Genomic DNA, 26,791 nt, shown 5'->3' with positions numbered 1-26,791 from the left:
CACCGAATAGATGCGATTTCTATGTGGGAGACTCTATGTTATTCCGCAAGCGTTGGTCCCACAGGTACTACGTATTAGCGCGGTCTCTGTGGGAGCGGTGCTTGCCCGCGATAAAGGCGACGCGATCTGAAGGATAAATCACGTTGTTGTTATCGCGGGCAAGCACCGCTCCCACAGGAGACCGAGTTTGCTGGGCGACAGCGTGGTAGCCTTCATGGGGCTTTACTCAATCAGACCCCAGCAACGCCTCATACCCTTCCTTATAAGTCGGATACCTCGGTGCCCAGCCTAGCGCCCGGGCTCTGGCATTACTGCATCGTTTGCTGCCGGAGCGGCGCAGGCTGGAGTTCTCCGCCCACTGCGTCACGCCCAGATATTCGCGCATCCACTGCACGACTTCCGCCAGTGGTGCAGGTGCGTCATCCACACCGATGTAGCAATCCTCAAGCTCCGCGCCCTGCGCGTCTGCGTTCAGAAGATAAGCCAGCAACCCGGCGGCATCGTCGGAATGAATACGGTTGCCATACAGCGGCGGATCGATCGCCACGCTGTAACCCTGGCGCACCCTGTTGGATAGATCGCTTCGGCCTGGGCCATAGATCCCAGTCAGGCGCACGATGCTGGCGGGTATGCCGCTATTGAGGGCGGTTTGCTCGGCTTCCAGCATGATCTTGCCCGAGAAAGTACTCGCGTCGGTTGCTGATGTTTCATCTACCCATTCGCCGTTTTGCTGGCCATAAACGCTGCTGCTCGACACGAAAATGATGCGCTTGGGCTGTTGCCCCCGCTCTTTGCTCCAGTGGAGCACTCGCTGCAAGCCTTCGACATAGGCAGCGCGATAGCCAGTTTCGTCGCGCTCCGTGGGTGTTGCGCAATACACCAGATAGTCGATTGCGGTGTCAGGCCAGTCGTCTGGAATTGTTGGCTGGAAAAGATCGCCAGCCACGCCTTTCACGCCTTCTGGCAGGCGGGAAATGTTGCGCCGCAAGCCGTAGGCGAGCCATCCCAAGGCGAGCAACTGGACGGCTAACCGGCTTCCCACATCGCCGCATCCAGCAATCAGAACAGAGGGGGCTTGCATGTTGAATCTCCACATAAAAAGGCGGGGCGCGAACGCCGGATCGGGCCTGGAACCTGATCGGAGGGCCGCATTTGGACGAAAAAAGTTACTCTATTACTTTTGTTAACAAGAATTACTTGCAATAATACCGGCCCGTTTGTTCTCCTCCAGACGTCGAACGCAACGCGCGACGTAGCAGAGCGACCCACATTTTCTTTACTCAGGTCCGGCCAGCATGACACGTACTACCTCCTCCGCTTCGCCAACCCAGCTACCCAGCCTGTCGCGTGCATGGCGTGGTGTCGCAGCACTGCTGCTGAGCCTGATGCTTGCTCCTGCTGCATTCGCTGGCCAGGCTGCTCCAGCCAGTCCGGCAACCTCACCGGCTCCAGTCACCGCTCCGGCTACGACCACTGCGCCGTCGGCGGAAACCACTGCACCGGTTGCTCAGGACGGCGCGGCACCGGTTGAAGGCCCGGCGATCGTCGAGCCAGAGGATAACAGCCTCGGCATGTCGCATGACCTGTCGCCTTGGGGCATGTACCAGAATGCCGACATCATCGTTAAGGCCGTAATGATCGGCCTCGCGATTGCATCGATCATTACCTGGACTATCTGGATCGCCAAGGGTTTCGAACTGCTGGGCGCCAAGCGTCGCCTGCGTACTGAAATCGCCAACCTGAAAAAGGCTCGTACCCTGTCCGAAGCCAGTGAAAGCGCTGCCAAAGAAGGCACGCTGGCTAACCTGCTGGTACATGACGCGATGGAAGAGATGCGTTTGTCGGTAAACAGCCGCGAACGTGAAGGTATCAAGGAGCGTGTGAGCTTCCGTCTGGAGCGTTTGGTTGCCGCTTGTGGTCGCAACATGAGCATGGGCACCGGCGTCCTCGCGACTATCGGTTCGACGGCTCCGTTCGTGGGTCTGTTCGGTACGGTATGGGGCATCATGAACAGCTTCATCGGCATCGCCAAAACCCAGACCACCAACCTGGCTGTAGTTGCGCCCGGTATCGCCGAGGCTCTCCTGGCGACGGCACTGGGTCTGGTTGCTGCGATCCCGGCGGTCGTGATCTACAACGTCTTCGCCCGCTCCATCGCTGGTTACAAGGCACAGGTTTCCGACGCTTCTGCACAGGTTCTGCTGTTGGTCAGCCGTGATCTTGATCACCAGCCGACTGCCGACCGCTCTCAGTCGCCACACATGGTCAAGGTGGGCTAAACCTTGGGCATGCATCTAAAGGAAGGCGACGACGATCTCGCCGAAAACCACGAAATCAACGTCACGCCGTTCATCGACGTCATGTTGGTACTGTTGATCATCTTCATGGTGGCAGCGCCTCTGGCGACGGTAGACATTAAAGTCGACCTGCCTGCCTCGACCGCCAAGCCGCAACCCCGGCCTGAGAAACCTGTATTCCTCAGCGTCAAGGCTGACCAGAGCGTGTACCTGGGCGACGACAAGGTTGCTCGTGAGCAACTGGGTCAGGTTCTCGATGCCCGGACCAAGGGCAAGAAGGACACCACGATCTTCTTCCAGGCCGATAAAGGTGTGGATTACGGTGATCTGATGGAAGTCATGAACGCTCTGCGCTCTGCGGGCTACCTCAAAGTCGGTCTGGTCGGTCTCGAGACGGTTGGTAAGAAATGATCAGTTCGCGCCAAAAACTGACGCGCTATAGCGGTAGTCTGTTGTTGGTGCTGGCCGTGCATGCCATCGCGATTGTGGTCGCGCTTCGCTGGCCTGCATCCCAAGCCATCGAGCTGCCACCGGCAGCCATGATGGTTGAGCTGGCACCTGAGCCAGAACCGGCCCCGCCGCCTCCGCCGCAAGTGGTTCAGCCGCCTCAGCCTCCAGCCCCCGAGGAAGAAATCATTCCCAAGGTTGCGGAAGTCGAGAAGGCTGAAATCGCCGTGCCTAAGCCCGTGGTCAAGCCAAAGCCCAAGCCGCAGCCGCCAAAGCCCGTGAAAAAGCCTGAGCCGCCGCAGGATTTGCCAGCTGACGAAAAACAGGTCGATACGCCGCCAACGACGGCCAAGGTCGAGAAGTCGGCTGCGCCGACGCCGCCAAGTCAGCCTGCCCCGCCGAGTACTGCGCTGCCTAGCTGGCAGAGCGATCTGCTGAAGCATCTGGCGAAGTTCAAGAAATACCCTGAAGACGCTCGTCGTCGGGGCATGCAAGGGGTAAGTCGTCTGCGCTTTGTGGTTGATGCCGAAGGTAATGTCCTTTCGTACTCAATCGCCAGCAGTTCGGGCAGTCCGGCGCTGGACAGGGCCACTATGGAGATGATCCGTCGTGCCCAGCCGTTGCCGAAACCGCCAGCGGAAACGTTGAACAACGGCACTATCGAGATCCTGGCACCGTTCGTTTACTCGCTGGACAGGCGTTAAGTCGCAATTTTGATACAACGCAGGCACTTGATAACGTGCGTCTATCGATTGCAGCCGCTATGCTGGGGCCGCAACTTCATGGACGCACGTTATGACTCTCACAGAATTGCGCTACATCGTTACCCTCGCTCAGGAACAGCACTTCGGCCATGCCGCTGAGCGCTGCCATGTCAGCCAGCCGACTTTATCGGTGGGCGTGAAAAAGCTGGAAGATGAACTTGGTGTGCTCATTTTCGAGCGCAGCAAGAGTGCTGTGCGTTTGACGCCCGTGGGTGAAGGCATCGTCGCTCAAGCGCAAAAGGTCCTGGAGCAAGCTCAGGGTATCCGCGAGCTGGCCCAGGCGGGTAAGAACCAGCTGACCGCGCCGCTCAAGGTCGGTGCGATCTACACCGTCGGCCCTTACCTGTTCCCGCATCTGATCCCGCAACTGCACCGGGTTGCCCCGCAGATGCCGTTGTACATTGAAGAAAACTTCACTCATGTACTGCGCGACAAGCTGCGTAATGGCGAGCTGGACGCAATTATCATTGCGTTGCCGTTCAACGAAGCTGACGTGCTGACCATGCAGCTGTACGACGAGCCGTTCTACGTCCTGATGCCTGCCGATCATCCGTGGACCCAGAAAGAAACCATTGATGCCTCGGCACTCAATGACAAGAGCCTGTTGCTGCTCGGTGAAGGCCACTGCTTCCGCGATCAGGTGCTGGAAGCGTGCCCGACCCTGACCAAGGGCAGCGAGGGTGCCAAGCACACGACAGTAGAGTCCAGCTCTCTGGAGACCATTCGCCACATGGTGGCTTCCGGTCTGGGGATCTCTATCCTGCCGATGTCGGCAGTCGACAGCCATCATTACGCGCCTGGCGTTATTGAGGTTCGTCCGCTGACCCCGCCGGTGCCGTTCCGTACGGTAGCGATTGCCTGGCGCGCCAGCTTCCCGCGGCCGAAGGCGATTGAAATCCTCGCCGACTCTGTTCGGTTGTGCTCTGTGGCACGTCCGAAAACCGAAGCGAGCTGAGTGGTCTGATGAGCGAGTTGTCTCAAGTCTCGGTCACCGCGCTCAAGGGCGTTGGCGAGGCCATGGCCGAGAAGCTTGCCAAGGTCGGGCTGGAAAATCTGCAGGACGTGTTGTTTCACTTGCCGTTGCGTTATCAGGACCGAACCCGTGTAGTGCCTATAGGTCAGTTGCGGCCTGGGCAAGATGCAGTGATCGAAGGCACGGTCAGTGGCGCTGATGTGGTCATGGGCAAGCGTCGCAGCCTCTTGGTACGTCTGAACGACGGTACCGGAAGCCTGAGCCTGCGTTTTTATCACTTCAGTAACGCGCAGAAGGACGCGCTCAAGCGCGGGACTCATATCCGTTGTTTTGGTGAGGCCCGGCCGGGTGCGTCAGGTCTGGAAATTTACCATCCGGAATACCGTGCGCTGACCGGCAGCGAGCCCGCGCCTGTTGAGCAAACGCTCACGCCGATCTACCCCACGACCGAAGGTCTGACCCAGCAACGCTTGCGCCAGCTCAGTCAGCAAACCCTGACGATGCTGGGGCCAAAAAGCCTGCCTGACTGGTTGCCTGAAGAACTTGCGCGGGACTATCAGCTTGCACCGCTGGATGACGCGATCCGCTACCTGCATCACCCACCGGCTGATGCTGATGTTGAAGAACTCGCGTTGGGACACCACTGGGCTCAGCACCGGTTGGCGTTTGAAGAACTCTTGACCCATCAATTGTCCCAGCAGCGTTTGCGCGAAAGCCTGCGCTCGCAAAGGGCTCCGGCATTGCCAGTGGCCAAAAAACTGCCAAAGCAGTTTCTTGCCAACCTCGGTTTTGCACCTACTGGTGCGCAGCAGCGTGTAGGTAAGGAAGTTGCCTACGATTTGAGTCAGCCTGAGCCGATGTTGCGTTTGATTCAGGGCGATGTCGGGGCCGGTAAAACCGTTGTGGCCGCCCTCGCCGCCCTGCAGGCACTGGAGGCGGGTTACCAGGTGGCGTTGATGGCGCCGACCGAGATTCTTGCCGAACAGCACTACATTAATTTCAAGCGCTGGCTGGAACCGCTGGGCATCGAAACCGCCTGGCTGGCTGGCAAGCTCAAAGGCAAGGCCCGAGCCGCTTCTCTTGAGCAGATCGCGGGTGGGACGCCAATGGTAGTAGGCACTCACGCGTTGTTTCAGGACGAGGTGCAGTTCAAGAATCTCGCACTGGTGATCATCGACGAGCAGCACCGTTTTGGCGTGCAGCAGCGTCTGGCTCTACGCAAGAAGGGGGTCGGCGGTCTGATGTGCCCGCACCAGTTGATCATGACGGCTACACCGATTCCGCGCACGTTGGCGATGAGCGCGTATGCAGATCTGGATACGTCGATTCTCGACGAACTGCCGCCCGGACGTACTCCGGTCAATACCGTATTGGTGGTGGATACCCGGCGCATTGAAGTGATTGAGCGCGTGCGGGCTGCCTGCGCGGAAGGTCGCCAGACGTATTGGGTCTGCACCTTGATCGAGGAGTCTGAAGAGCTCACGTGTCAGGCGGCGGAAACGTCTTTTGAAGAATTGACCAGCGCGCTGGGTGAGTTCCGGGTAGGCCTGATTCACGGCCGCATGAAGCCTGCCGAGAAGGCAGCGGTCATGGCCGAGTTCAAGCAGGGCGCGCTGCAATTGCTGGTGGCGACGACGGTAATTGAAGTGGGCGTCGACGTTCCCAACGCCAGCCTGATGATTATCGAAAACCCCGAGCGCCTCGGGCTGGCGCAGTTGCACCAGCTCCGTGGTCGCGTAGGCCGTGGCAGTGCCGTCAGCCATTGCGTGCTGCTCTACCATCCGCCGCTGTCGCAAATAGGTCGCCAGCGTTTGGGAATCATGCGTGAAACCAACGATGGCTTCGTGATTGCCGAGAAGGATCTTGAGTTGCGTGGTCCCGGCGAAATGCTGGGTACCCGGCAAACCGGGCTGCTGCAATTCAAGGTCGCAGACCTGATGCGCGACGCCGACCTGCTTCCAGCGGTGCGTGATGCCGCTCAGGCCCTGCTTGAACGGTGGCCGCAGCATGTCAGCCCACTGCTGGAGCGTTGGCTGCGTCATGGGCAGCAATACGGTCAGGTGTGATGCAGGTCGTCGCTTTGATGATCGCATCACACCCGAAACAGCCAAGCTGGTTATACTTCAGCGACTGTAAGAATTTGGATACCCGCCATGACAGAAGTTGCCCACGTCGATGAAGCGCCTCATGCCCCCTCCGTCATTCGGCAGTTGCTTGGCAAATTAGCGATTAGTTACCGCGAGGTGGATGAGTCCCCAGACCTGCCCGCCGCCCGTATCGTCCAGGCGGTACTGGTCGAGGACGCTGTCGGGGCACTTCTGATCCTGTTTCCGCAGAGCCAGTTACTGGACCTCAGCCGCATCACCGAGCTAACCGGTCGCAAACTGGTCGCCGTGTCTCATGCGCGCATGCTGAAGATGTTGGCCAAGCACAGCCTGCACGTGTTGCCAGGCCTGCCTGCGCTGACCAGTTCGCCTTGCCTGTATGACGATCGTCTGTTGCAGGAGCCGTCAGTGTTGATCGGCTCGGGCGAGCCCGGGATTTTGCTGGAGATTAGCAGCGAAGACTTCAAGTCCATGTTGAGCAAAGCCAGCGCCGCTCATTTTGGCGAGTTGCTGAGCACGATTCATCCAAACCTCGATCGTCCCGATGATGATCGCGAAGAGATTACCCAGGCCATGCACGCCTTCACGGCGCGCCGCATCCAGCAGCGTCTTGAAGCGACTCTGGAAATCCCGCCGCTGGCTGAAACCGCGCAGAAGATCATCAAGCTGCGTGTCGATCCTGACGCAACCATCGATGACATCACTGGCGTGGTCGAGACTGATCCGGCACTGGCGGCACAGGTTGTGAGCTGGGCGGCATCGCCTTACTACGCGTCCACCGGCAAGATCCGTTCGGTTGAAGATGCCATCGTGCGCGTGCTCGGGTTCGATCTGGTGATCAATCTGGCGTTGGGCCTGGCGCTGGGCAAAACCCTCAGCCTGCCCAAGGATCACCCGCAACAGACCACGCCTTACTGGCAGCAGTCGATTTATACCGCTGCTGTTATTGAGGGGCTGACTCGCGCAATGCCTCGGGCACAGCGTCCTGAGGCGGGCCTGACGTATCTGGCCGGGTTGCTGCACAACTTCGGCTATCTGTTGCTGGCCCATGTGTTCCCGCCGCATTTCTCGTTGATCTGCCGCCAGTTGGAAGTGAACCCGCACTTGCACCACAGCTACGTCGAGCAACATTTGCTGGGCATCAGTCGTGAGCAGATGGGTTCATGGTTGATGCGCTACTGGGACATGCCTGATGAGTTGTGCACAGCCTTGCGCTTCCAGCACGACCCAACCTACGACGGTGAGCACAGCGCATACGCCAATCTGGTTTACCTCTCGGTACGTCTGTTGCGCCAGAACGGCATTGGTTCGGGACCCAAGGAAGACATTCCTGACGAGCTCTTCGCCCGCTTGAGCCTGACCCGTGAAAAAGCAGAGGAGTCGGTGCGCAAGGTGCTTGAGGCAGAAGTACTGCTAAGGGAACTGGCTTCGCAGTTCTCGTCCTGATCAGCTCTTGTAACAAACCCACATGAGCACGGCTGAAACGCCACACCATTGTGGGAGCGGTGCTTGCCCGCGATAAGAACACCGCGGTGTATCTTTCAGGCCGCGTCGCCTTTATCGCGGGCAAGCACCGCTCCCACATGGATCTCTGTATGCCGCTAGACAGCGCGGTGTCAGAGGCACAGGGCGATCTCCTGTCAAAAAACCGACTGGCGCTTGTTATGGGTCTACACCGTCTCCTCTGCCTCCCCTGGCAACTGCTCATCCAGGTGCAGCCACGGCAAGCGGTTGTCCGTCCAGATATGACGATCCGCAGGGGCAAGCTCCGGTTGGTCAAAAGTGGCTACGGTGACGTCTATGTCCTGCGGGCTGTTGCGCGAGAATAATGCCAGCTGGGCACCGCAGTTATTGCAGAAATAACGCACACAGGTCGGGCCGGAGTCGTAGGTCGTCGGGCTGCCTTCGGTCCATTCGAATGACGTTACAGGCACTGAAATCCAGGTCATGACAATCCCGCCGGAGGTGCGTCGGCAGATTGAGCAATGGCAATGAGCGATGTCCTGCAGCGGTGCATCAAACTGATAACGCAGATTGCCGCAATGGCATCCGCCGGTAGTGATCTGACCCATATCCCTTTTCCCTTGTTCTAGACGTGCTGATGAGCTTCTGACCGTTCAGGCTCGCATTCGTCATTAAAAACTAACGCTCAAAGGTTTCAGCAGCGAAAGCTGAATGAAAGCTTGGCCGATTAGCATCCACCCACCGCCGGCAACAGACCGGTCAGCCACATGTGCGTTTCAAGACGTACAAAGGCCCAGTTAACAACAACAAATGGTGACCCTGATGTGCTCTAGTGCCCTGCTGCATTCCCCGCTTTCGCTCCCACTCCCTGCGCCGCTCTTTTTGAGCTGATTAGCCTTTCGCCTTAGCCAATCGCGTACCGCCTGGAGTATTTACTATGTTGACCTTCCTTGGCTTTGCCATGGTGATTGCTTTCATGTACCTGATCATGAGCAAGCGCCTTTCCGCGCTGATTGCTCTGATTCTGGTACCGATCCTCTTTGCCATTTTCGGCGGTTTCGCCACCGAAATCGGCCCGATGATGCTGGCCGGTATCACCAAGCTCGCGCCGACTGGCGTGATGCTGATGTTCGCCATTCTGTACTTCGCCTTGATGATCGACTCGGGTTTGTTCGACCCGGCCGTGCGTCAGATTCTGAGGTGGGTCAAAGGCGATCCGATGAAAGTATCGGTGGGTACTGCGGTGCTGGCACTGGTGGTTTCTCTGGACGGTGACGGCGCAACGACTTACATGATCTGCGTCGCAGCGATGCTGCCGTTGTACAGCCGCATCGGTATGAGCCCACGCATCATGGCCGGCCTGATCATTCTGGCGGGCGGCATCATGAACATGACCCCATGGGGTGGGCCGACCGCCCGCGCAGCCAGTGCGTTGCATGTGGAAGCATCCGATATTTTCGTACCAATGATTCCGGCTATGTTCGCCGGGGTGGTTGCACTTCTGCTGATTGCTTACTTCTATGGCAAGCGTGAGCGCGCTCGTTTGGGCGAACTGCATCTGCAGGGCGATGAAGCCGATCACAGCGAAATCAGTGTTTCGCAGTTTCCGGATGCCCGTCGTCCGAAGATGATCTGGTTCAACGGTGCGCTGACACTGGTGCTGATGATCTCGCTGATCATGAGCCTGTTGCCGTTGCCAGTGCTGTTCATGATCGCCTTCAGTATCGCGATGATCATCAACTACCCGAACATGCAGGATCAGAAAGACCGTGTGGCGGCTCACGCCGGTAGCGTGCTCTCAGTGGTAGGTTTGATCTTCGCCGCAGGTATCTTCACCGGCATTCTGACCGGCACGGGCATGGTTGATGCCATGTCCAAGAGCCTGTTGGCAGTGATTCCGGACGCAATGGGCCCGTACCTTGCGGTCATTACTGCACTGGTCAGCATGCCGTTTACCTTCTTCATGTCCAACGACGCGTTCTACTTTGGCGTGTTGCCGGTATTGACTGAAGCGGCTGCTCACTACGGTATTTCGCCAGTGGAAATGGCCCGTGCCTCCATCGTCGGTCAGCCGGTTCACTTGCTCAGCCCGCTGGTTCCTTCGACTTACCTGCTGGTAGCACTGGCCGGTATCGAATTTGGTGACCACCAGCGCTTCACCTTGAAGTGGGCAGTTCTGGTTTGCCTGTGCATAATGGTTGCCGCTTTGCTGATGGGGATCTTTCCTTTCTACAGCAGTCTATAAAGTCGGCTCACTTGTTTTGCGGCCCATGCCCCGGTCTTTATCGTCGGGTCTGGGCCGCAAAAGTTTAAACGCTCAAAGGATTACAAAATGGAATGGCTGACCAGTCCTGAAATATGGATTGCTTTCTTTACCCTGACTGCCCTGGAAATTGTTCTGGGCATCGACAACATCATCATGATCTCGATCCTGGTCAGCCGCATGCCCAAGCACATGCAGGCGCGCACCCGGATTTTCGGTCTGGCGCTGGCCATGGTCACCCGCATCCTGCTGCTGCTATCGATTACGTGGGTCATGCGTCTGACCGCTGATCTGTTCGTAGTGATGGGGCAGGGCATTTCGGGCCGCGACCTGATTCTATTCTTTGGTGGTCTGTTCCTGCTGTGGAAAAGCTCGCAAGAGATCTACCACGGCCTGGAAGGCGAAGAAGAATCGGCGGACGCACCGGGTGGCAAAGGTGGCAAGTTCATCTACACCATCATCCAGATCGCGATCATCGACATCGTGTTCTCGCTGGACTCGGTTATCACTGCTGTCGGCATGGTTTCCCATGTGCCGGTCATGGTTGCCGCGATTGTGGTTGCCGTACTGGTGATGATGTTGTGCGCAGGTACCATCAGCGACTTCATCGAGAAGCACCCATCGTTGAAGATGCTGGCGCTGTCGTTCCTGATCGTTGTAGGTACCGTATTGATCGCCGAAGCGTTCGACGTGCATGTGCCTAAAGGTTACGTGTACTTCGCAATGGCGTTCTCCCTTGCTGTTGAAGCGATCAACATCAAGATGCGCATCGCGCACGCCAAGAAGAAGGCGCAAAGCGAGCCGGTCAAGCTGCGTAAAGACGTTCCGGGGCAGTAAACCGATGTGTTGTTAAAGAACGGGGCGCAGTGATGTGCCCCTTTTTTTTGCTGATGGCCCGGCCACTATACCTGTAGGAGTGAACTTGTTCGCGAACGGCTGCGTAGCAGTCGTAAATCTGGCGACTCTGTTTCAGCAAATGCACCGAGTCGCTGCCGTTGCTGCCGCTTCGCGCCAGATCGCGAACAAGTTCACTCCTACAGGGGAGTGCGCGGCCTGTACGCAAATGTAGATGGCTGATTTATTACAGATTTGTTTCAATGGGCTGATGTGATGCAATGCTGGCATTTAAGCCAAAGGCCGACTAAAGGTTAGTAAAGCCATTACACGCGCCATTCGCTGCACCTTCAATTCATTGCCCGCATGGGCACACCTCAGGGGGCTTTCCGTATGCTGACCCTGCTCGATTTGCTTTCGGCCGTGGCCTTGCTGATCTGGGGCACTCACATTGTTCGTACCGGCATTCTGCGCGTGTACGGAGCGCAGTTGCGCCAGGTCATCAGTCAGAACATGTCCAGGCGTCCGCTGGCGTTCATCGCCGGTATCCTGGTAACTGCGGTGGTGCAGAGCAGCAATGCCACCGCCATGTTGGTGACTTCATTTGTCGGTCAGGGCCTGATGGCGCTGACCCCTGCTCTGGCGATCATGCTGGGTGCGGATGTCGGTACCGCGTTGATGTCGCGAGTTCTGACGTTTGATTTGTCCTGGCTGTCGCCGCTGCTGATTTTCCTGGGCGTGGTGTTCTTTCTGTCTCGCAAGCAGACCCGTCTTGGTCAGATGGGGCGCGTTGCCATTGGCCTTGGGCTGATTGTGCTGGCGCTGCAACTGATCGTCGCCGCTGCGGCCCCGATCACCCAAAACGCTGGCGTGAAAGTACTGTTTGCTTCGCTGACCGGCGATTTGCTGCTGGATGCCCTGGTTGGCGCGTTGTTCGCCATGATCTCCTACTCAAGCCTTGCCGCAGTTCTGCTGACCGCAACGCTGGCGGGGGCTGAGATCATCAGCTTACCGGTGGCCATCGGTCTGGTGATCGGCGCCAACATCGGCAGTGGCATGCTCGCCTTCCTGAGTACCAGCATGCAGAACGTTGCCGGTCGCCAGGTGGCCTTGGGCAGCTTGCTGTACAAGTTGTTTGGCCTGCTGCTGGTCATTCCGGTACTCGACCCACTGGTGCACTGGATCGACAGCCTGGGCTTCAGCCCGCAAGACATGGTCATCGGCTTTCACCTGATCTACAACACCGCGCGCTGTCTGGTCATGTTGCCCACGGTCGGTCCAATGGCGCGGCTGTGTTCGGTCATCTTGCCGGAGCGTCCCGAGGTCAACGGGTTGGCCAAGCCGCGCCATCTGGATCTGACAGCACTTTCTACACCCAGCCTGGCACTGGCCAACGCCGTGCGGGAAACCCTGCGCATGGGCGACCTGATCGAAGGCATGCTCGGCTCGATGCTGGAAGTGTTGCGCGGTACGCAAACGTCCATGACCCAGGAAATGCGGCGTCTTAACGATGACGTCGAGGCGCTGTACAGCGCAATCAAACTGTATCTGGCGCAGATGCCCCGAGAAGATCTCGGTGAGCAAGACAACCGGCGCTGGGCGGAGATTATCGAGCTGACGATCAACCTGGAACTGGCTGCCGGTTTGATCGAACGCATGCTGCGCAAAATCCAGCAGCAGAAAACCTCTCAGCGCCGCTCGTTTTCCGAGGTCGGGCTGGAAGAACTGGCGGGCCTGCAGTCCCAGTTGTTATCCAACTTGCGGCTGGGCCTGTCGGTGTTTCTCAGCAGCGATCCGGAAAGCGCTCGCCAGTTGTTGCGTGAGAAACGCCGCTTCCGGGCACAGGAACGACGTCTGGCCCACGCACACGTCAGCCGCTTACAGCGCAAAGTCGTGCAGAGTCTTGAAACCAGCTCGCTGCATCTTGAGCTGATCGCCGACATGAAACGTCTCAACTCGCTGTTCTGCAGCAGTGCCTATGCGGTACTGGAAACTGCTGACACCGGCGCGCTGTCCAGCGAAAGCGAGCCTGAGCAGTCAGCGTAAAAGACGGGATGTGAACGTACCGGGCACATCGAAGTCTGTTAGACATACCGATCCGCAAGGAAGCAATGTTTTATGCGTTGCCTGCTGTTCGCTTGTCTGTTTTTGATCGCACTGCCTTCATCTGCTCTCGACCGTTTTCAGGTTGAGGGCTACCTGTTGCCCAACGGTCTGCAACTGCTGCTCAAACCTGGCTATGAGAAAGGCCATGTGGCGATTCGCCTAGTAGTCGGCATAGGCTTTGATGACTTTTCTTGCGAAGACAAAGAGCTGCCGCATCTGCTGGAGCACTTGCTGTTCAGCGGTGTTGATGATGCAGGCGAAGGTGGGCTGGAAGAGCGCATGCAGGCGCTGGGGGGCGACTGGAACGCCTTCACCAGTAATACCGATACTACGTTCGTGATTGAAGCCCCGGCGCAAAACCAGCGCAAGGTGCTGGATCTGTTATTGGAAGTGCTGACCAAAACTCACTTCGATCAGGCAGATCTGGATACGGTTAAACGTATCGTCGAGCGTGAAGACGGCGGCCATTACTCGCACTTGCAGCGCTGGCTGGACCGCAAGGATCTGGGCCATGGAGCCAGCAGCCAGCTGGCCGTGGAGATGGGCCTCAAATGTGCCGAGCGTCCGCAAGTCGATCACATCACTCTGGAACAGGTTCAAGAGGTTTTCAGTTCCTGGTATGCACCCAACAACATGACGCTGATCATGGTGGGCGACCTGGACCGGCTGCTGCCTAGCTATCTGGAGCGTACGTTTGGTGAGCTGGACGCGCTCGACCCCATAGAGCATCCGCCCTTGGCCGAGGCCAATGACAATGCCGAGAAAGACAGCACGTTGATTCGCGGCGCATTGGGCGACGCCGCGCGGCTGCATTTGATTTTCAATGAACCGTTGCTGGACGATCAGCACGATGAAACGCTGGAGTTGGTCAGCGACTACCTCGAATGGGCGCTCTACAGCGACCTGCGACTCAAGCATGGTTTGTCCTACGGGCCGTGGGTCGACCGGGAAGTGTTTGGTGGCAGCGGCTTCATGAGCCTGAATGCCGATCTGGAGCGCGATGATGTTGATCAGGCTAAGGAAGACATCCGCGTCATGCTTGAGCGTCTGCAGATCGATGGCCTTGATCCGGCGGCATTCGCTCGTATCAAGCAAGCGACCATCGCCAAGCAGGCCTGGGCCGTGCAGGGCAACAGTGCCCTGGCGGATTATTACTGGGGCGCGCTCAACGACTACGAAAAGGGCCGGTTTGCAGATCCGTCCAAGCGTTATAAAGCGGTTAGCCTGGACAGCGCCAACCGTGCTCTGCGTGAGTTACTCAAACAGAAGAGCTACTGGCGCACTGAGCAGCCGCTGCTGAGTTATGACGGGCTGTTCTGGCTGACGACGGCAGTGGCGGGCATTCTGGTGCTGCTGGTTGGATGGCGTGTTAACAGCTATCGTCGCAAACGCCGATGATCATTCAGGTTGGAATCCTGCTTCTGTGGGAGCCGAGCTTGGTCTGGGCGGCATTCCGACGATAAACAATAACGCGGTATGTCGTCTAGCTGCGTCTCATGTATCGCGAGCAAGCTCGGCTCCCACGGGGAATTGAGTTAGCAGGGAAACATAGAATCTCCGACAGGGGCTTGTGTTCGCCGTGCCGCCGGCGCAGCTCCCGAGATAGCCGTATCAGAACACCGAACAATGAATTCACTGGCAGCACTGTTATCCTGCTGACCCTTTTTCCAGCCACCAAGTGAATCGCCGAAATGCCCCAATGGAAATCCCTGATCGTCCGCATCGTTGAACTGATGAAGCGTTATCCAGGGCTGATTGCGGCGGGTGGTTTCATCTCGGGTATCGCCAGCTTCATCCTCGTCGATCGCCAGGAAGGCCTGGCGACCTGGATTGCCGTGGTGATGCTGCTCAGCTGGCTGTGGTTGATGGTCGAAAGCAGCGCCATGGTGCTGTTCACCAAAGTCTTCAAGCGCGAGATCCCTGCCGGACTGTTGCGTTATGGCACGCAGATGATCCACCAGGAGAGTCTGTTCTTCGTTCTGCCGTTCTTCTTCATCACCACCACATGGAACAGCGCCCAGGCGATTTTTACCGGGATGCTGGGCGCGGCAGGGCTGATTTCCATCATTGACCCGCTGTACTACAAATGGCTCGCACCCCGGCGCTGGCTGTTCATGGCCTTGCACACGCTGACGCTTTTTGCCGCATTGCTGACCGCGTTGCCGATCATCCTGCACCTGACCACGGCCGAGAGTTACAAACTGTCGCTGGGCATCGCCATGCTGCTGTCATTCCCCAGCCTGATATCGAGTTTCCCGGTCAATAGCTGGCGGCGCGGAGTCGGAGTGGTCGTGACCATTCTGGTTATTGGCGGCGCAGGCTGGCTGCTACGTTCCTGGGTGCCACCTGCAACTTTGTGGCTTACCGAGGTAGCGGTGAGTACCGACTTCGACAACAAGAACCGTACTCCCGGCGATAGCATTACTGAAGTGAGCGCCAATCAGGTCCGCAGCAGTGGTTTGTACGCCTACACCTCGATCAATGCCCCGCGTGGTCTGGATGAGCGCATTTATCACGTGTGGAGGCACAACGGCAAAGAGGTCGACCGCATCGCGCTGGATATCCATGGCGGTCGTAAGGAAGGCTACCGGGCATGGACCCATAAGCGTAATTTCCCACAGGACGCTGTTGGCAAATGGCAGGTGAGGGTGCTGACCGAAGACGGGCAGATGATTGGTGTGCTGCGCTTTGAAGTCACCGAGGCTGATCAGCCCGCAGTCACTCGACCGGGCGGCCGTATCATCCGTCTCAAGCCGGGTGGTGATGACAGCGGCAGCGATAAAGATCAAGCTGCCCCGCAACGTTCAGAGCCGGAGGTGAAGCAACCTGAGGCCGCTCAGCCTGAAGCGGCTCAGCCCGAGGCGGCAGAGCCGGACGCGAAACCAGAGGCTGCCGAGCCTGAGGCCGAGCAGCCTTGAGCATTACTGCGCAGTGGCCCCGAAGAACCAGTAGGTGACCATGATCGCCGCGATCACGCCGCAAAGTTCAGCCAGCAGCGCGCAGCCCACAGCATGGCGGGCGCGCTGAATGCCGACAGCACCGAAGTAGACAGCCAGCACGTAGAACGTGGTTTCGGTACTGCCTTGAATCGTCGCGGCTGCCAGAGCCGCGAAGCTGTCCACGCCTTGGGTCTGCATGGTCTCGATCAGCAGTGCCCGGGCTGCACTACCTGAGAATGGCTTGACCATTGCGGTGGGCAGAGCGTCGACAAAGCGGGTGTCGAGACCGAGCCATTGAACCAGGTGACGAATGCCTTCCAGGCCCAGATCCAAAGCGCCCGAAGCACGCAGCACGCCGACCGCGCAGAGCATCGCTACCAGATAGGGCAACAGGCCTTTGGCGACGTCGAAACCTTCCTTCGCGCCTTCGACAAACGCCTCATAGACCTGCACCTTGCGCAACGCGCCGATCACTAGAAACATAATGATCAGGCCGAACAACGTCAGGTTGCCGAGGATGGAAGAGAGGCCCGCCAATGCCGTCGCCGACATGGTTGCCAGTAATGCCATGAAACCGCCGAGGAGCAGTGCGCCGGGGATCAGGTAGGCCAGCACGACCGGATCCCACAGCCGCAGACGCTGCATGAATGCAACCGACAACAGGCCGACGATCGTTGAGGCGCTGGTTGCCAGCAGGATCGGCAGGAACACCAGCGTAGGGTCCACCGCACCTTGCTGGGCGCGATACATGAAAATAGAGACGGGCAGCAGGGTCAGCGAAGACGCGTTGAGTACCAGAAACAGAATTTGCGCATTACTGGCGGTGGTCTGGCTGGGGTTCAGTTCCTGCAGGGAACGCATGGCCTTGAGGCCGATAGGCGTTGCCGCGTTATCCAGTCCCAGAGCGTTAGCAGCGAAGTTGAGCGTAATCAGGCCAAGGGCGGGGTGGCCAGAGGGGACTTCGGGCATCAGACGTAGAAACAGCGGGCCGAGGACTTTTGCCAGCCAGTCGACGATCCCGGCTTTCTCCGCAATTCGCAGAAAGCCCAGCCAGAGCGTCAGTGTGCCGAACAGCAGCACCATGACTTCAACCGACAGCTTGGCCATGGCGAAGATGCTTTCGACCATGGCCGCGAAAATGCCAGCGTTACCACCAATCAGCCACTGGCCGAATGCGGAGATTGCTGCAATCAGAAAAAAACCGAGCCATAGAGCGTTAAGCATTCACAAGTCCCCCGCAAGATGCCGCGATGATAGCGGTGCAAGGGCAAACAACAAACCCTGGACGTGTCGGATAAACCGGTAGGAGCGAATTCATTCGCGAAGCGGTGTGTCAGCCCCGGATATTTTTCAGGACCGCCGCCGTCGCGAATGAATTCGCTCCCACGGGAAATATCATTTCAATCCGGGCGACGGAGCGGTTATAAAAGCCGCCCCTTTTTTACTCAGCGCAAAATCTTCGGAGCTTCATCCCTTGGCAGATTGTTCTGCTGCATCGGCTGCCCGGTGTATTCCACTTCGCCGCGCAGTTGCTCGCGCAGTTGGCGGGCGACATCCACACCGATTGATTGGGACACGTCCCGCACAACACGGGGACGATTCAGAGAGACTTTGACGTCGCGGCTGTTGACCAGTTTGGTGTCCTGCCCCTCACCCATGGCCGTGAACGCCGAGGTGATTTCGAAAGTCCGGGTGTTGATCAGGCTGAAGTCGGCCACCAGCGTCAGACCCAGAATCGCCGAATAGCTGTTGGTGTTCGCCAGCTCGCCGATGTCCTGCTGGAAGTCGACATCCGAAACGGTGCCGAACAACACGTAGTCCGCGCCCTTGAAGCTGCCGTTCTTGATGCGCTTGATGACATCATAAACGTCCTCTTTGGACCCGGCGGTGTAGGGCGTCCCCTGCACAAGCTGGAACATCCCGGACTTGAGAATCTCGCCTTTGATGTCGCCGCTGAATTTGCGCAGCTCTCCCTGCTCGATATAGCTGTAGCGAGCCTCGTACTCGTCATAGCTGGATGAGCCGCTGGCGCTGTAGTAGTTAGCTTGGAAGTTGTTCTTTGCCGAAACAGTGTGGATATAAGCCTCTACACGTTCCTGAAAAGCCAGGTCGGTGACTGCGATTTTCGGTGCGGCCTGAACGCCGAAGGCGCACACCAGGCCGAAGATACCCATCCATGCACGCATTGATTAACGCTCCGTGGTTTTGCGGATTTCTTTCTCGTCCATCCACTCAGCCAGCCCGCTTTCTACATCGATCAGTTGCAGGCTGAATTTATAGAAGACGTCCTTGTAATCTGCACTGCGCTTGACGATGGAACTGATCGAGCCTTCCAGGCGGTACTTGGCAGCGACCATATTGCCGGTTTTGCTGACAGTCGATTTCTTGTACAGGCCGCTCTGGTTTTGCAGCTTGAGCTGATCAACCTGGCTCTGCATCTCGGTATTGTCGCTGGCGAAGCGGGCGGTACCGGATTTCATCAGTTGGGTCTTGATCGACGTGGTGATCTCACGGGTGTCGATGTACTCGCTGGTCTTGTTCTTTACGTCGTAAACCTGAACCACCGGACGGCCTTGCAGAATGCCGGATTGAGCCAGCGAACGAGTCATGGACTCGGCGATCATCTGCAGATCGGTGGAACCGAATTCGTTGGTGATGGTTTCAACAGCTTTGGTGTCGCCGTAGCTGATGTTCTTGCTACCCAGCGCGGGTGAGTTGTTGGCGCAACCGGTGGCGAGCAGAGCGACAGCGGCGATGGAACAAAGGCGGATAAACAGCATTCGGGAGTTCTCTTCAACTGAACAAAATAGGGGGTAGATCAAGGCGTCTTCACTTCAAGGCGAAAGTCAGTGGCTTTCGGCGTCGGTGCAATGGCGGGCAGGTAGCTGGTCTGGGTGCCGTACAACGTCGTGCTTTTCCAGGCCTCTGCATCGGCTACGGGAAAGCCATCGTTGCCCAGCCAGGCGAAGCGGTAATACATCTGCTTGTTGTAGCTGCTGGTGTTGTTGAGCTGCACATTGACGGTGAGAAAACCGTTTTCGCGGGCGACGCGCATGGCACCTACTTCGATGTTCTTCATGTTACCCAGCGACACCACTTTGCTGGCCGCGCTGCCGGGCGCCGGTGGCGGCGGGGTGGCGCAGCCGACAAGCAGGGCCATAGCGAGTGCGCCGAGAATCTTGATACGCATGGTGGGTCTCCGTTCAGGGTTGTTTGGTGGTCGCGATGGCTTGCGGTGCAGTCGATGGCATTACCTGAGCAATCAGGCCGTCGGTATAAACCTGATTGCCAATGGCACGCAGCGCGACGACTTGATAACGCTGATCAACCTTGACCTGCACATGGGTACCGCCGGTGGTGGAAGGCAGGATCACGCTATGCATGCCTTGAGGCAGGCGCAGGCGGGCGACCTGAGTATTGTCCGGCAGCGTGCGCCAGGTACGGGTGTCTGCACCTTCGGTAATGGCTGAGGCGATACCCACGGCCAGACCGGCAAGCGGGTTCACGTCATTGATCTGCTTTTGCGCGACGCCGCGAGTAATCGCACGAACGGTGGTGCGCAGAATGATCCCGGGCATGTCATCACGCAGTGCGCGACGAGACATATCAGTGGTGCTGTTGAGTTTGGTCAGGTTGATCTGCTGACCGTCCAGGCCGATCTGGGTGAAGGCTGCGGTGGTTGTGTCCGGCTTGATCACCGGGAACGACAGCGGGGTGATCACCAGATTGCCGCTGATGGGCAGTGGCAGCGGAATACGCACCGAATCGCGTGCCGGAGCAAAGCCGCTCTGTACCACGATCAGCACTTCGCTGTAGCCGTCCTTGCTCTGCTCGCTATCGAGCTTGAGCAGTGCTTCATCCAGCAATGGCGTGTTCGGACGTAGTTCTGCCGCCTTGCGGTAACCCGGCGCAGCCAGGCCTTTCTCGCCCATGGCTTCATAAACGAAGCCGGACAGGTAATGGCTGAACGCACTCTGATAGCTGTTCTTGAGGCCAACAACTTCAGGTGCATCAAGGGAGGCTACCGGGTAGCCCTTCAGGTCCTTGAATTCGGTTTTTACGCCTTTGCTTTCTGCCTCTTCTTCGCTCTTCAGGTATTCCTTGTCACGCAGTTCTGCAATCACGGCTTCACGTTCGTGAGTTTTCTTGATCTCGACGCGTGCGCCTTCAAAGTCATTCCTGGCCAGCAGGTTCAAAGCCATCTGCGTGGTCAGCATGACCTTTTCATAGTCATAACCTTCGTAGCGACGCACTTTGTCATTGACCAGGAAGCTGCCGAACTGGGCCAGGTACTTGTCGGTGTCCAGCTTGACGGACTCTTCCCACTGGTAGACTACGTTATCAGCGGTACGCCATGCGGTCTGGCTGCCTGCAAGATCACCCTTGGCGCGCAGCAGCTCGCCCTTCTCGAAGTAATAAAGCAGATCCTTGTCGGCACTGGTGTTGTTCTTTTCCAGCACGCCCAAGGCACCGTCAACGTTGCCGCTGGCAAGCTGAAGGTTGGTTTCTTTGAGTTCGGTGTCGTAGCTACGGAAGGCAGAGCAGCCTGCCAGTTGCAGAGCAGCGAGCAGCACAAGAGCAGTCAGTGCACGAGAAGGCATGAAGCGTTCATTCCCTGAAATAGATAGCAGGGACTGAGCCAGCCGCTATGCAAATCCGTTTGAAAAAGCAGCCTTCTGTTGGCGGCTCAATGAGACCCCTTGTTGCGAGCGAATGTCGTTTGCAGCGCAGGGCGCGGGATTATAAGCGGCATTTTCGTGCTGACAATGGCTTTTTGATAGCTCACAAGCTTTTAGGCTGATTCCTACGCTTGCGGAGAGAACTGCCTCACATAAAGTTTCTTCCGGCGCCGCAATTTTTCATCAATGACAGGGTTATGTAAGCGGCACAGCTATGCAAATATCTGCTGCTTTCGGCGCTCGCCCCACTCGAAGGAGACCTGTGTTTTGCCAACTTCAACCGCCAGCAACATCCAGATTTATCGTTTCGAGAGCGCCTATCAGCAGGGCGTTGTCGACGTGATCCTGCCCATCCAGCGCGAAGAGTTCGGCATAGTGATAACGGCTGAAGACCAGCCGGACCTGCAAGCCATTCCGGACTTCTATCAGGTCGGCAACGGTGATTTCTGGGTTGCTAAACAGGACGGGCAGGTGATCGGCACCATAGGCCTCAAAGACATCGGCGCGCAGCAGACAGCCCTGCGCAAAATGTTCGTGGCGGCGCCTTTTCGCGGGCGTGAATTCGGGGTTGCAGCGAAGTTGCTCAGCACCTTGCTTGAGGAGGCCTGGCAGCGCGGCGTGAAAGACATCTACCTGGGCACCACCGACAAGTTTCTCGCTGCGCACCGGTTTTACGAAAAACACGGTTTTGCTGAGGTGGCTAAAGAAGAGTTGCCGGAGAGCTTTCCGGTGATGAAGGTGGACAGCAAGTTTTACGTCTTGCGGCGTGTCTGAGTGGCTTTTGTGGGAGCCGGGCTTGCCGGCGATGAAGCTGACGCGGTGAGCCTGAAATCCGCGTCGTCTGCATCGCGGGCAAGCCCGGCTCCCACAAAGATTGCGATAACTCTTACCTACTTCTGCTCCGCATGCGCCCAACGGTAATCAAGACGCGGCGCACTGATTTTGATTTTCCGTTTGGTCTTGGTCAGTGTCGGTTCGAACACCGGCTCAGGGTCGCGCAGGAAGGCGGTCATGACTGCGCTCAGCGCATAGAGGCCGGTGAATGCCCAGACCACGCCCGCCAGGCCGAAGCTGTCCTGGAAGATGGCGACTACGGCAGGACCGACCCAGGTCGATGCGCCTGCACCAAGGCTCAATACCGACAGTGCGGCTGCCTTGTTCTGCGGGGCGAGGGCAGGCGCCAGTGCCGAAAGCGGTACGAAGCAGGCCAGCGTCAGGCCGTAGAAAGCACCGAATATCGAGGCAATCAGGAAGTCGTTCGGGAATGCCTGCGGCATGAAGAAGAACAGCGGTGTACTGATCGTGCTGCCTACCGCGCCCAGCCACAGGATCGTGTTGCGATAGCCGATCCGGGTACTGATGATGCTTGAGGCCAGGTTACCAATGATGTTGAACACGAACACGATGGTCAGCAGTCGCAGCCATTCTTCAAGGCTGAAGCCCACGGTGTGCATGAAGAACCCGGGCATGATGACCAGGAAGCCGAACATCGATGACGTGTTGATCACGCGCACCAGACCTGCCAGCGACACCTTGGGCATTTCCCACATGATGGTGATGTTCTTGGCCATCGACACCAGCGGTTTTTCGCCTTCGGGGGCCAGACGTTTCATACCGTGTGCGTCGCGCATGCCCACCAGGCCGATGACTCCGCCGATTACTACCAGGGCGAAAGACAACCAGAAAGTGGCCATGGCACCAATCAACGGGATGCTGACGCTGGCGACCAGCGAGCCAAGGGTCGGCAACCCGGCTGCATAAGCCACCCAGAACCAGCCAACGGCCATGCCCATTTTGCGCGATGGCGTTGCGGCGGCAATCCACACCAGAAACCCATAAGCGAACAGCGGGTAGCCGAAGCCACGCAAGCCGTACGTGAGCAGGATCATCGAGTAGCTGAGCTTCTGCAGGCCGTAGATCAAGAACAGCACCTCGAAGGCGCTCCAGATCAGCAAGCCAATAATCATCACGCGCTTGGGACCCCAGATGTTCGAGAGCGCGCCGGCCAACCAGGAAGAGATACCGACGGTGACGCCGTAGACGGTAAAGACCATGGCGATTTCATCGGCAGGCATGCCGCGTTCGCTAAGGAAAGGGGAGAGATAACCCAATTCGACGCCATCGCCGATCATGAAAATCAAGAGGCCGACGAAGCCCCAGAACATGGGATAGGGGATGCCGGTTTTCTCGCAGAATCTGGCGAGTGCAGTGTTCGGAGTGGATTGATCGCTCAATTTTCCGGTCCTTCTTTTAGGTACAGCACAGCGTTTGGTGACGCCGTATGAATGGCCTCAATGAGGTTGAAAGGCAGGGGTGACCAGCACGCTGTTGGCACAATGCGCGAACACAATACGTGTGGACTTTTAGCTGATGCAGGATCGCCGCTATACGACTTCAATGACCCATGAATCTACGTTTTTTATAGATTTTCGAGCCCGTTTGCTTTTTGTTTATCCCATCTGAGACCGATGATGGCAACCGCTCTAGCCGGGGCCACCTGTGGCGTGATGACGCACCGTGCCGCACGACGCGCCCAGTTTCAGGGGGCGTAAGGCGTTACAAAAGATGTCGAAAAAAACGGCAAAAAAACTGATGATGGCCAGATTGCTAGCAATCATTTGGCTGCATGAGGGCATTTACGCCATTTTGATAAGGGCTCAACCCAGTGGGTTGAAACCTTCACCTGCCGCGCAAAAGCGCTCCTCGATAGCCTGGCTCGCATCGCTGCCATCTTTATCCCGGCGCTTGCCCCATTCTCGGCACTTTTCCCGGAAGTAAACTTTGGCGCCTTTGCGGCATTCGCGGTGTTCAATCGAGCCGCGTCGATAGTTGGCGCAAACGCTGCTGCCGTCGATTCGATTGCTATTGATCGCCCACTCGGCGGCGTAGGTGCGTTTGCCGTCCCACTGCCAGACCGTTGCGCGCTCAATGTTGAAAGCGGTGACGCGTTTGGTTCGGGCCGGGGGCTGTTGCTGGTCGCTTTTGTACTTTGCCATGTAGGAAGCGCTCACCATGCCCTGTGCATTTGTATCTTCGGTTGCGCGTGGAAATTGTCCGTAGCGGCAGGTGGCAACTGCTTCGTCGATGATGTTGTCGGGTTTTATGCAATCGGCCAGCGGCTTCGGTGCGACCAAGGCGTCGCGTGTGTACATCGGTGGCACAGGATTCGAGCTGGCGGGCAGCGCAGGCGCTGGATTTCGGTAGGCGGTGACCTGCTGAATGACGTTCTGCAGGCGTTCACTGAAATGCATCAGCAGATAGCCAGCAGCAACGATGAAAATCAAGGGCACAAAGATACGGCGATAGAGTCGTGAAGGCTTGGAGGGGTGGCGTCTATATGCCCGAGGCGCGTCATCGGCCTGCGCATGCAGGTGCTCAAATGGATTGAGTTTGTCCCGAGACGGGCTCTCGCTGGGATCCATGCACTCTTCCTTGATGTCGACGGCGCATCCATTGCGCTGCGGATTGGCGAGGTTAAACCGATTGAAAGTGTTTCGCCAGCGTTACAGGTTTTGGGTTTAACCCCTGTAGGAGCTGCCGAAGGCTGCGATGGCGGTATGTCAGGATAAACGCTTCGCAGCCTTCGGCAGCTTCTACACGGTAAAGCGCTTTTTACCAGCTACACCGATTTCCCTGTAGGAGCCATCGGAGGTTACGACGGTCGCGAAGCGGTATGTCAGACAGACCGCCATCGCAGCCTTCGGCAGCTCCTACAGAGGGTTGGCGATCCAGCGCTTTAAACCTCTTTCAGCAGTTCATCCGCGATCCGCAGGCTCAGTGCCGCGCCTGTCAGCGTTGGGTTAACGCTGGACGAGGACGCCATGACGCTGGTGCCTGCGATGAACAGGTTCGGGTGATCGTGGGTGCGGCAATCGCGGTCGACCACCGAGTCCTTCGGATCGTCGCCCATGATGGTTGTGCCCATGATGTGCTGGCGGTTCTGGAAGCCCACGTCGGTGCTGAGGATGTCGGCATCGAGCAGTTTGGCGAACTGTTTGAAGTCCTCCAGCGCCTTTTCCTTACCGGCATGCCAGTAATCCGGAACGCTGTAGTAGATCTCCGGTACCGGCAGGCCGATGGCGTCGAACTTGGTCTTGCTTGGCGTGACGCGGTTTTCCGGCAGCGGCAAGGTTTCGAAGTCCACCGCCCAGTTCAGCGAGCGAGCCGATTGCAGGCGAATGCCTTCGTCCAGCTTGGAACCGAGCACGCCTTTAGCGATCAGGTTTGAAGTGATCTGCGAGGTCGGCACGGTGTTACGCACCTTGATCTTGTAGCTCGGATAATCCTTGCGGAAGGCACCGTCGCGGCTGTTCAGATAAACCAGCAACTGGGTCGGACCTTCACCCGGCCACATGTCTTCCTTGGTCATCACGTTCATGCTGATGCCAGTGTGGTCCATCAGGTTGCGGCCGACCTGGTCAGACGAGTTGGCGATACCGTTCGGGTATTTCTCCGACGTGGACATCAGCAACAGTTTCGGTGACTCGATGCCGTAAGCCGCGAGCACGAAGTACTTGGCCTTGAGCTGATGCTTGGACTTGTCAGGCTTCATGTACCAGATCGAGGTGATCTTGCCGCTGTCGTCGGCCTCAATCTTGTACACCACCGAGTTGTCCATGACCTTGGCGCCATGTTTCTCGGCTTCGTCGATGTGCATCGAGCCGTCGTACTTGGCGGCAATCGGGCACACCGGGTTGCAGTTGTTGTTGCCTGCACACGGTGGACGCTTGCCGTAAGGGCGAGTGGCGCGGCCGTTGGGCTCCAGAATCGGGTTGTAGCCGCCTTTGCTCAGCAATTCCGAGAGGCGCTTGAACATGTAGCTCGGCTTGAGGCCTTCCATCGGGTAGGGAATGGAGCGGGGCGGGAATGCTTCGCCGCCCTGGCCGCTTTCATCCTGACCGTCGACGCCAGAGACGCCCAGTTCTGTTTCGGCGCGAGCGTAGAAAGGTTCCAGCTCGTCGTAGCTGATCGGCCAGTCGCGACCACGCCCGTACAGGGACTTGAGGCGGAAGTCGTTGGGCAACATGCGCCACAGCGACGAACCGAAATGCCAGGTGGTACCGCCCACCACGCGCAGGTACGACGTGTTGTATTTCACCGGCCCGACTTGCTGCAGGTAGTCGCCATAAGTGGACGGCGCGTGCGGCAGGCTTGGGTATGGCGAGCCAGCGCCTTGCAGTTTGGCGTTGGCCAGCGACAGTTTGATCGGCGCATTGCGGAAGGTTTCGACGATGTCGCGTCGATTAACCCGAGGGCCTGCTTCCAGCACAATCACTGATTTTTTGGCTTTTGCCAGTTCGCTGGCAATCAGGCCACCCATCACGCCGGAGCCGATGATCACCACATCGGCGTCGAAATCACCGCTGCTCATATTCTGGAATCCTTGGTGTCTGCTGGCTTGGGACCCCATGTAGCCGGGCCGCTGCCGTATGTTGGGACGATGAGGGTGCCGTGGGTCGGGAGGTACATCATCGCTTCGGAGAAGGCGACGAGTTCCGTGTCGGCTGCTTCGCCGACAATGCCCAGGTACCAGGCTGCAATGATGCTGGTGGCGGTCGCCTTGAGGGACGCGTCAGGGTTGGCCAGCTTCAGGTACTCATCGACATGCTTGAGGTTGTTGTCGACGATCAACTGCTTCAAAGCTGCAGCGTTTCCGGCGAAGTTCGGCGCGCGTTTGGCCAGGGCTGTGTAGTAGCGCCCGGCCAATACCGGATTGACCGGACGGCTGACCAGAAACTGCGACAGCGCGATGAAGTCAGCGGTCGACTGATCGGCGGCCAGCACCGATTGCCACGGTAGCATGCCACCCACCAGACCCATCAGGCCCAGTGCAACGGAGCCGCGCAGCAGATTGCGGCGAGAGAAGCCGGTCGGTGATTCAGCTTGAGTCGGTGCTTGCTTGTGATTCATTGAGTTATCC

General features: G+C 57.9%; 23 protein-coding genes. 12 read left to right on the top strand and 11 right to left on the bottom strand.

From position 1 onward, the window contains the following. Nucleotides 1-226 precede the first annotated feature (226 nt). A complete protein-coding gene (locus tag AUC61_RS03800; RefSeq protein WP_243244521.1) occupies nucleotides 227-1,081 on the bottom strand; it encodes an SDR family oxidoreductase in 855 nt (284 codons plus the stop codon). Nucleotides 1,082-1,295: 214 nt separating this feature from the next. On the opposite strand from AUC61_RS03800, the gene exbB reads away from it, so the two are divergent. The 6 genes from exbB to AUC61_RS03770 all read left to right on the top strand — a co-directional run bounded on the left by exbB (nucleotide 1,296) and on the right by AUC61_RS03770 (nucleotide 8,032). Further along, nucleotides 1,296-2,279, top strand: a complete 984-nt coding sequence (gene exbB / locus AUC61_RS03795) for a tonB-system energizer ExbB (protein WP_243244520.1) — start codon at nucleotides 1,296-1,298, stop codon at nucleotides 2,277-2,279. 3 nt (nucleotides 2,280-2,282) lie between these two features. Next, complete coding sequence (exbD, locus tag AUC61_RS03790) at nucleotides 2,283-2,708, top strand: TonB system transport protein ExbD (RefSeq protein WP_087271656.1); 426 nt, start codon at nucleotides 2,283-2,285, stop codon at nucleotides 2,706-2,708. After that, a complete protein-coding gene (locus AUC61_RS03785; protein ID WP_243244519.1) occupies nucleotides 2,705-3,448 on the top strand; it encodes an energy transducer TonB in 744 nt (247 codons plus the stop codon). Before exbD ends, AUC61_RS03785 begins: the two co-directional genes overlap by 4 nt. 91 nt (nucleotides 3,449-3,539) lie before the next feature. After that, a complete protein-coding gene (locus AUC61_RS03780) occupies nucleotides 3,540-4,463 on the top strand; it encodes a hydrogen peroxide-inducible genes activator (RefSeq protein WP_122667341.1) in 924 nt (307 codons plus the stop codon). Between the two features lie 8 nt (nucleotides 4,464-4,471). Further along, the gene (gene recG, locus AUC61_RS03775) at nucleotides 4,472-6,547 is read left to right on the top strand and encodes an ATP-dependent DNA helicase RecG (protein ID WP_122667342.1); all 2,076 of its coding nucleotides are present in this window, start codon (nucleotides 4,472-4,474) and stop codon (nucleotides 6,545-6,547) included. A gap of 87 nt (nucleotides 6,548-6,634) precedes the next feature. After that, a complete protein-coding gene (locus AUC61_RS03770; RefSeq protein WP_243244518.1) occupies nucleotides 6,635-8,032 on the top strand; it encodes an aminoacyl-tRNA deacylase and HDOD domain-containing protein in 1,398 nt (465 codons plus the stop codon). Between the two features lie 224 nt (nucleotides 8,033-8,256). Here the strand turns inward: AUC61_RS03770 and AUC61_RS03765 are convergent, their stop codons facing one another. Then, entirely contained in the window at nucleotides 8,257-8,658 is a 402-nt protein-coding gene (locus AUC61_RS03765) for a GFA family protein (RefSeq protein ID WP_243244517.1), read from the bottom strand. 329 nt (nucleotides 8,659-8,987) lie between these two features. Here AUC61_RS03765 and AUC61_RS03760 point away from each other — a divergent pair, with 329 nt between their 5' ends. From AUC61_RS03760 to AUC61_RS03740, 5 genes are all read left to right on the top strand, one after another. Beyond that, nucleotides 8,988-10,295: a CitMHS family transporter gene (locus AUC61_RS03760; protein ID WP_087271672.1), complete on the top strand. Its 1,308-nt coding sequence runs from the start codon at nucleotides 8,988-8,990 to the stop codon at nucleotides 10,293-10,295. 87 nt (nucleotides 10,296-10,382) lie between these two features. Next, nucleotides 10,383-11,150: a TerC family protein gene (locus tag AUC61_RS03755; protein WP_243244516.1), complete on the top strand. Its 768-nt coding sequence runs from the start codon at nucleotides 10,383-10,385 to the stop codon at nucleotides 11,148-11,150. Between the two features lie 390 nt (nucleotides 11,151-11,540). Continuing rightward, nucleotides 11,541-13,193: a Na/Pi cotransporter family protein gene (locus AUC61_RS03750; RefSeq protein ID WP_243244515.1), complete on the top strand. Its 1,653-nt coding sequence runs from the start codon at nucleotides 11,541-11,543 to the stop codon at nucleotides 13,191-13,193. Between the two features lie 72 nt (nucleotides 13,194-13,265). After that, nucleotides 13,266-14,651 carry a M16 family metallopeptidase gene (locus tag AUC61_RS03745; protein ID WP_243244514.1) on the top strand — a complete coding sequence of 462 codons (1,386 nt, stop codon included), beginning with the start codon at nucleotides 13,266-13,268 and terminating at the stop codon, nucleotides 14,649-14,651. 293 nt (nucleotides 14,652-14,944) lie between these two features. Then, complete coding sequence (locus AUC61_RS03740; RefSeq protein ID WP_243244513.1) at nucleotides 14,945-16,171, top strand: DUF5924 family protein; 1,227 nt, start codon at nucleotides 14,945-14,947, stop codon at nucleotides 16,169-16,171. A gap of 3 nt (nucleotides 16,172-16,174) precedes the next feature. Here AUC61_RS03740 and AUC61_RS03735 read toward each other — a convergent pair whose 3' ends face one another. The 5 genes from AUC61_RS03735 to AUC61_RS03715 all read right to left on the bottom strand — a co-directional run bounded on the left by AUC61_RS03735 (nucleotide 16,175) and on the right by AUC61_RS03715 (nucleotide 20,793). Then, nucleotides 16,175-17,416 (bottom strand): nucleoside recognition domain-containing protein, encoded by a 1,242-nt coding sequence (locus AUC61_RS03735; RefSeq protein ID WP_243244512.1) that lies wholly within the window; start codon nucleotides 17,414-17,416, stop codon nucleotides 16,175-16,177. Between the two features lie 221 nt (nucleotides 17,417-17,637). Beyond that, nucleotides 17,638-18,378, bottom strand: a complete 741-nt coding sequence (locus tag AUC61_RS03730) for a penicillin-binding protein activator LpoB (RefSeq protein ID WP_243244511.1) — start codon at nucleotides 18,376-18,378, stop codon at nucleotides 17,638-17,640. Between the two features lie 3 nt (nucleotides 18,379-18,381). Further along, nucleotides 18,382-18,969: a penicillin-binding protein activator LpoB gene (gene lpoB, locus AUC61_RS03725; RefSeq protein WP_243244783.1), complete on the bottom strand. Its 588-nt coding sequence runs from the start codon at nucleotides 18,967-18,969 to the stop codon at nucleotides 18,382-18,384. Between the two features lie 41 nt (nucleotides 18,970-19,010). Continuing rightward, on the bottom strand, nucleotides 19,011-19,382 hold the full coding sequence (locus AUC61_RS03720) for a YcfL family putative periplasmic lipoprotein (RefSeq protein WP_243244510.1): 372 nt from the start codon (nucleotides 19,380-19,382) through the stop codon (nucleotides 19,011-19,013). Between the two features lie 13 nt (nucleotides 19,383-19,395). Further along, nucleotides 19,396-20,793, bottom strand: a complete 1,398-nt coding sequence (locus AUC61_RS03715; protein ID WP_243244509.1) for a COG3014 family protein — start codon at nucleotides 20,791-20,793, stop codon at nucleotides 19,396-19,398. Nucleotides 20,794-21,138: 345 nt separating this feature from the next. Between AUC61_RS03715 and AUC61_RS03710 the strand changes: the two genes are divergently transcribed. Further along, nucleotides 21,139-21,645, top strand: a complete 507-nt coding sequence (locus AUC61_RS03710; protein ID WP_243244508.1) for a GNAT family N-acetyltransferase — start codon at nucleotides 21,139-21,141, stop codon at nucleotides 21,643-21,645. 116 nt (nucleotides 21,646-21,761) lie between these two features. Here the strand turns inward: AUC61_RS03710 and AUC61_RS03705 are convergent, their stop codons facing one another. The 4 genes from AUC61_RS03705 to AUC61_RS03690 form a co-directional block, all read right to left on the bottom strand. Next, on the bottom strand, nucleotides 21,762-23,105 hold the full coding sequence (locus tag AUC61_RS03705; RefSeq protein WP_243244507.1) for an MFS transporter: 1,344 nt from the start codon (nucleotides 23,103-23,105) through the stop codon (nucleotides 21,762-21,764). A gap of 423 nt (nucleotides 23,106-23,528) precedes the next feature. Next, on the bottom strand, nucleotides 23,529-24,293 hold the full coding sequence (locus tag AUC61_RS03700; protein WP_243244505.1) for a hypothetical protein: 765 nt from the start codon (nucleotides 24,291-24,293) through the stop codon (nucleotides 23,529-23,531). Nucleotides 24,294-24,607: 314 nt separating this feature from the next. Then, on the bottom strand, nucleotides 24,608-26,242 hold the full coding sequence (locus tag AUC61_RS03695) for a GMC family oxidoreductase (RefSeq protein ID WP_243244503.1): 1,635 nt from the start codon (nucleotides 26,240-26,242) through the stop codon (nucleotides 24,608-24,610). Then, nucleotides 26,239-26,781, bottom strand: a complete 543-nt coding sequence (locus AUC61_RS03690) for a sorbitol dehydrogenase family protein (protein WP_243244502.1) — start codon at nucleotides 26,779-26,781, stop codon at nucleotides 26,239-26,241. The genes AUC61_RS03695 and AUC61_RS03690 overlap by 4 nt, the downstream gene beginning before the upstream one ends. Nucleotides 26,782-26,791 lie beyond the last annotated feature (10 nt).

It is taken from the genome of Pseudomonas maioricensis, from assembly GCF_022790535.1.
GTDB classification, from domain to species: domain Bacteria; phylum Pseudomonadota; class Gammaproteobacteria; order Pseudomonadales; family Pseudomonadaceae; genus Aquipseudomonas; species Aquipseudomonas maioricensis.
Note: the sequence above shows the minus strand (reverse complement) of the source record. Positions and strands in the feature narration are given on the sequence as shown.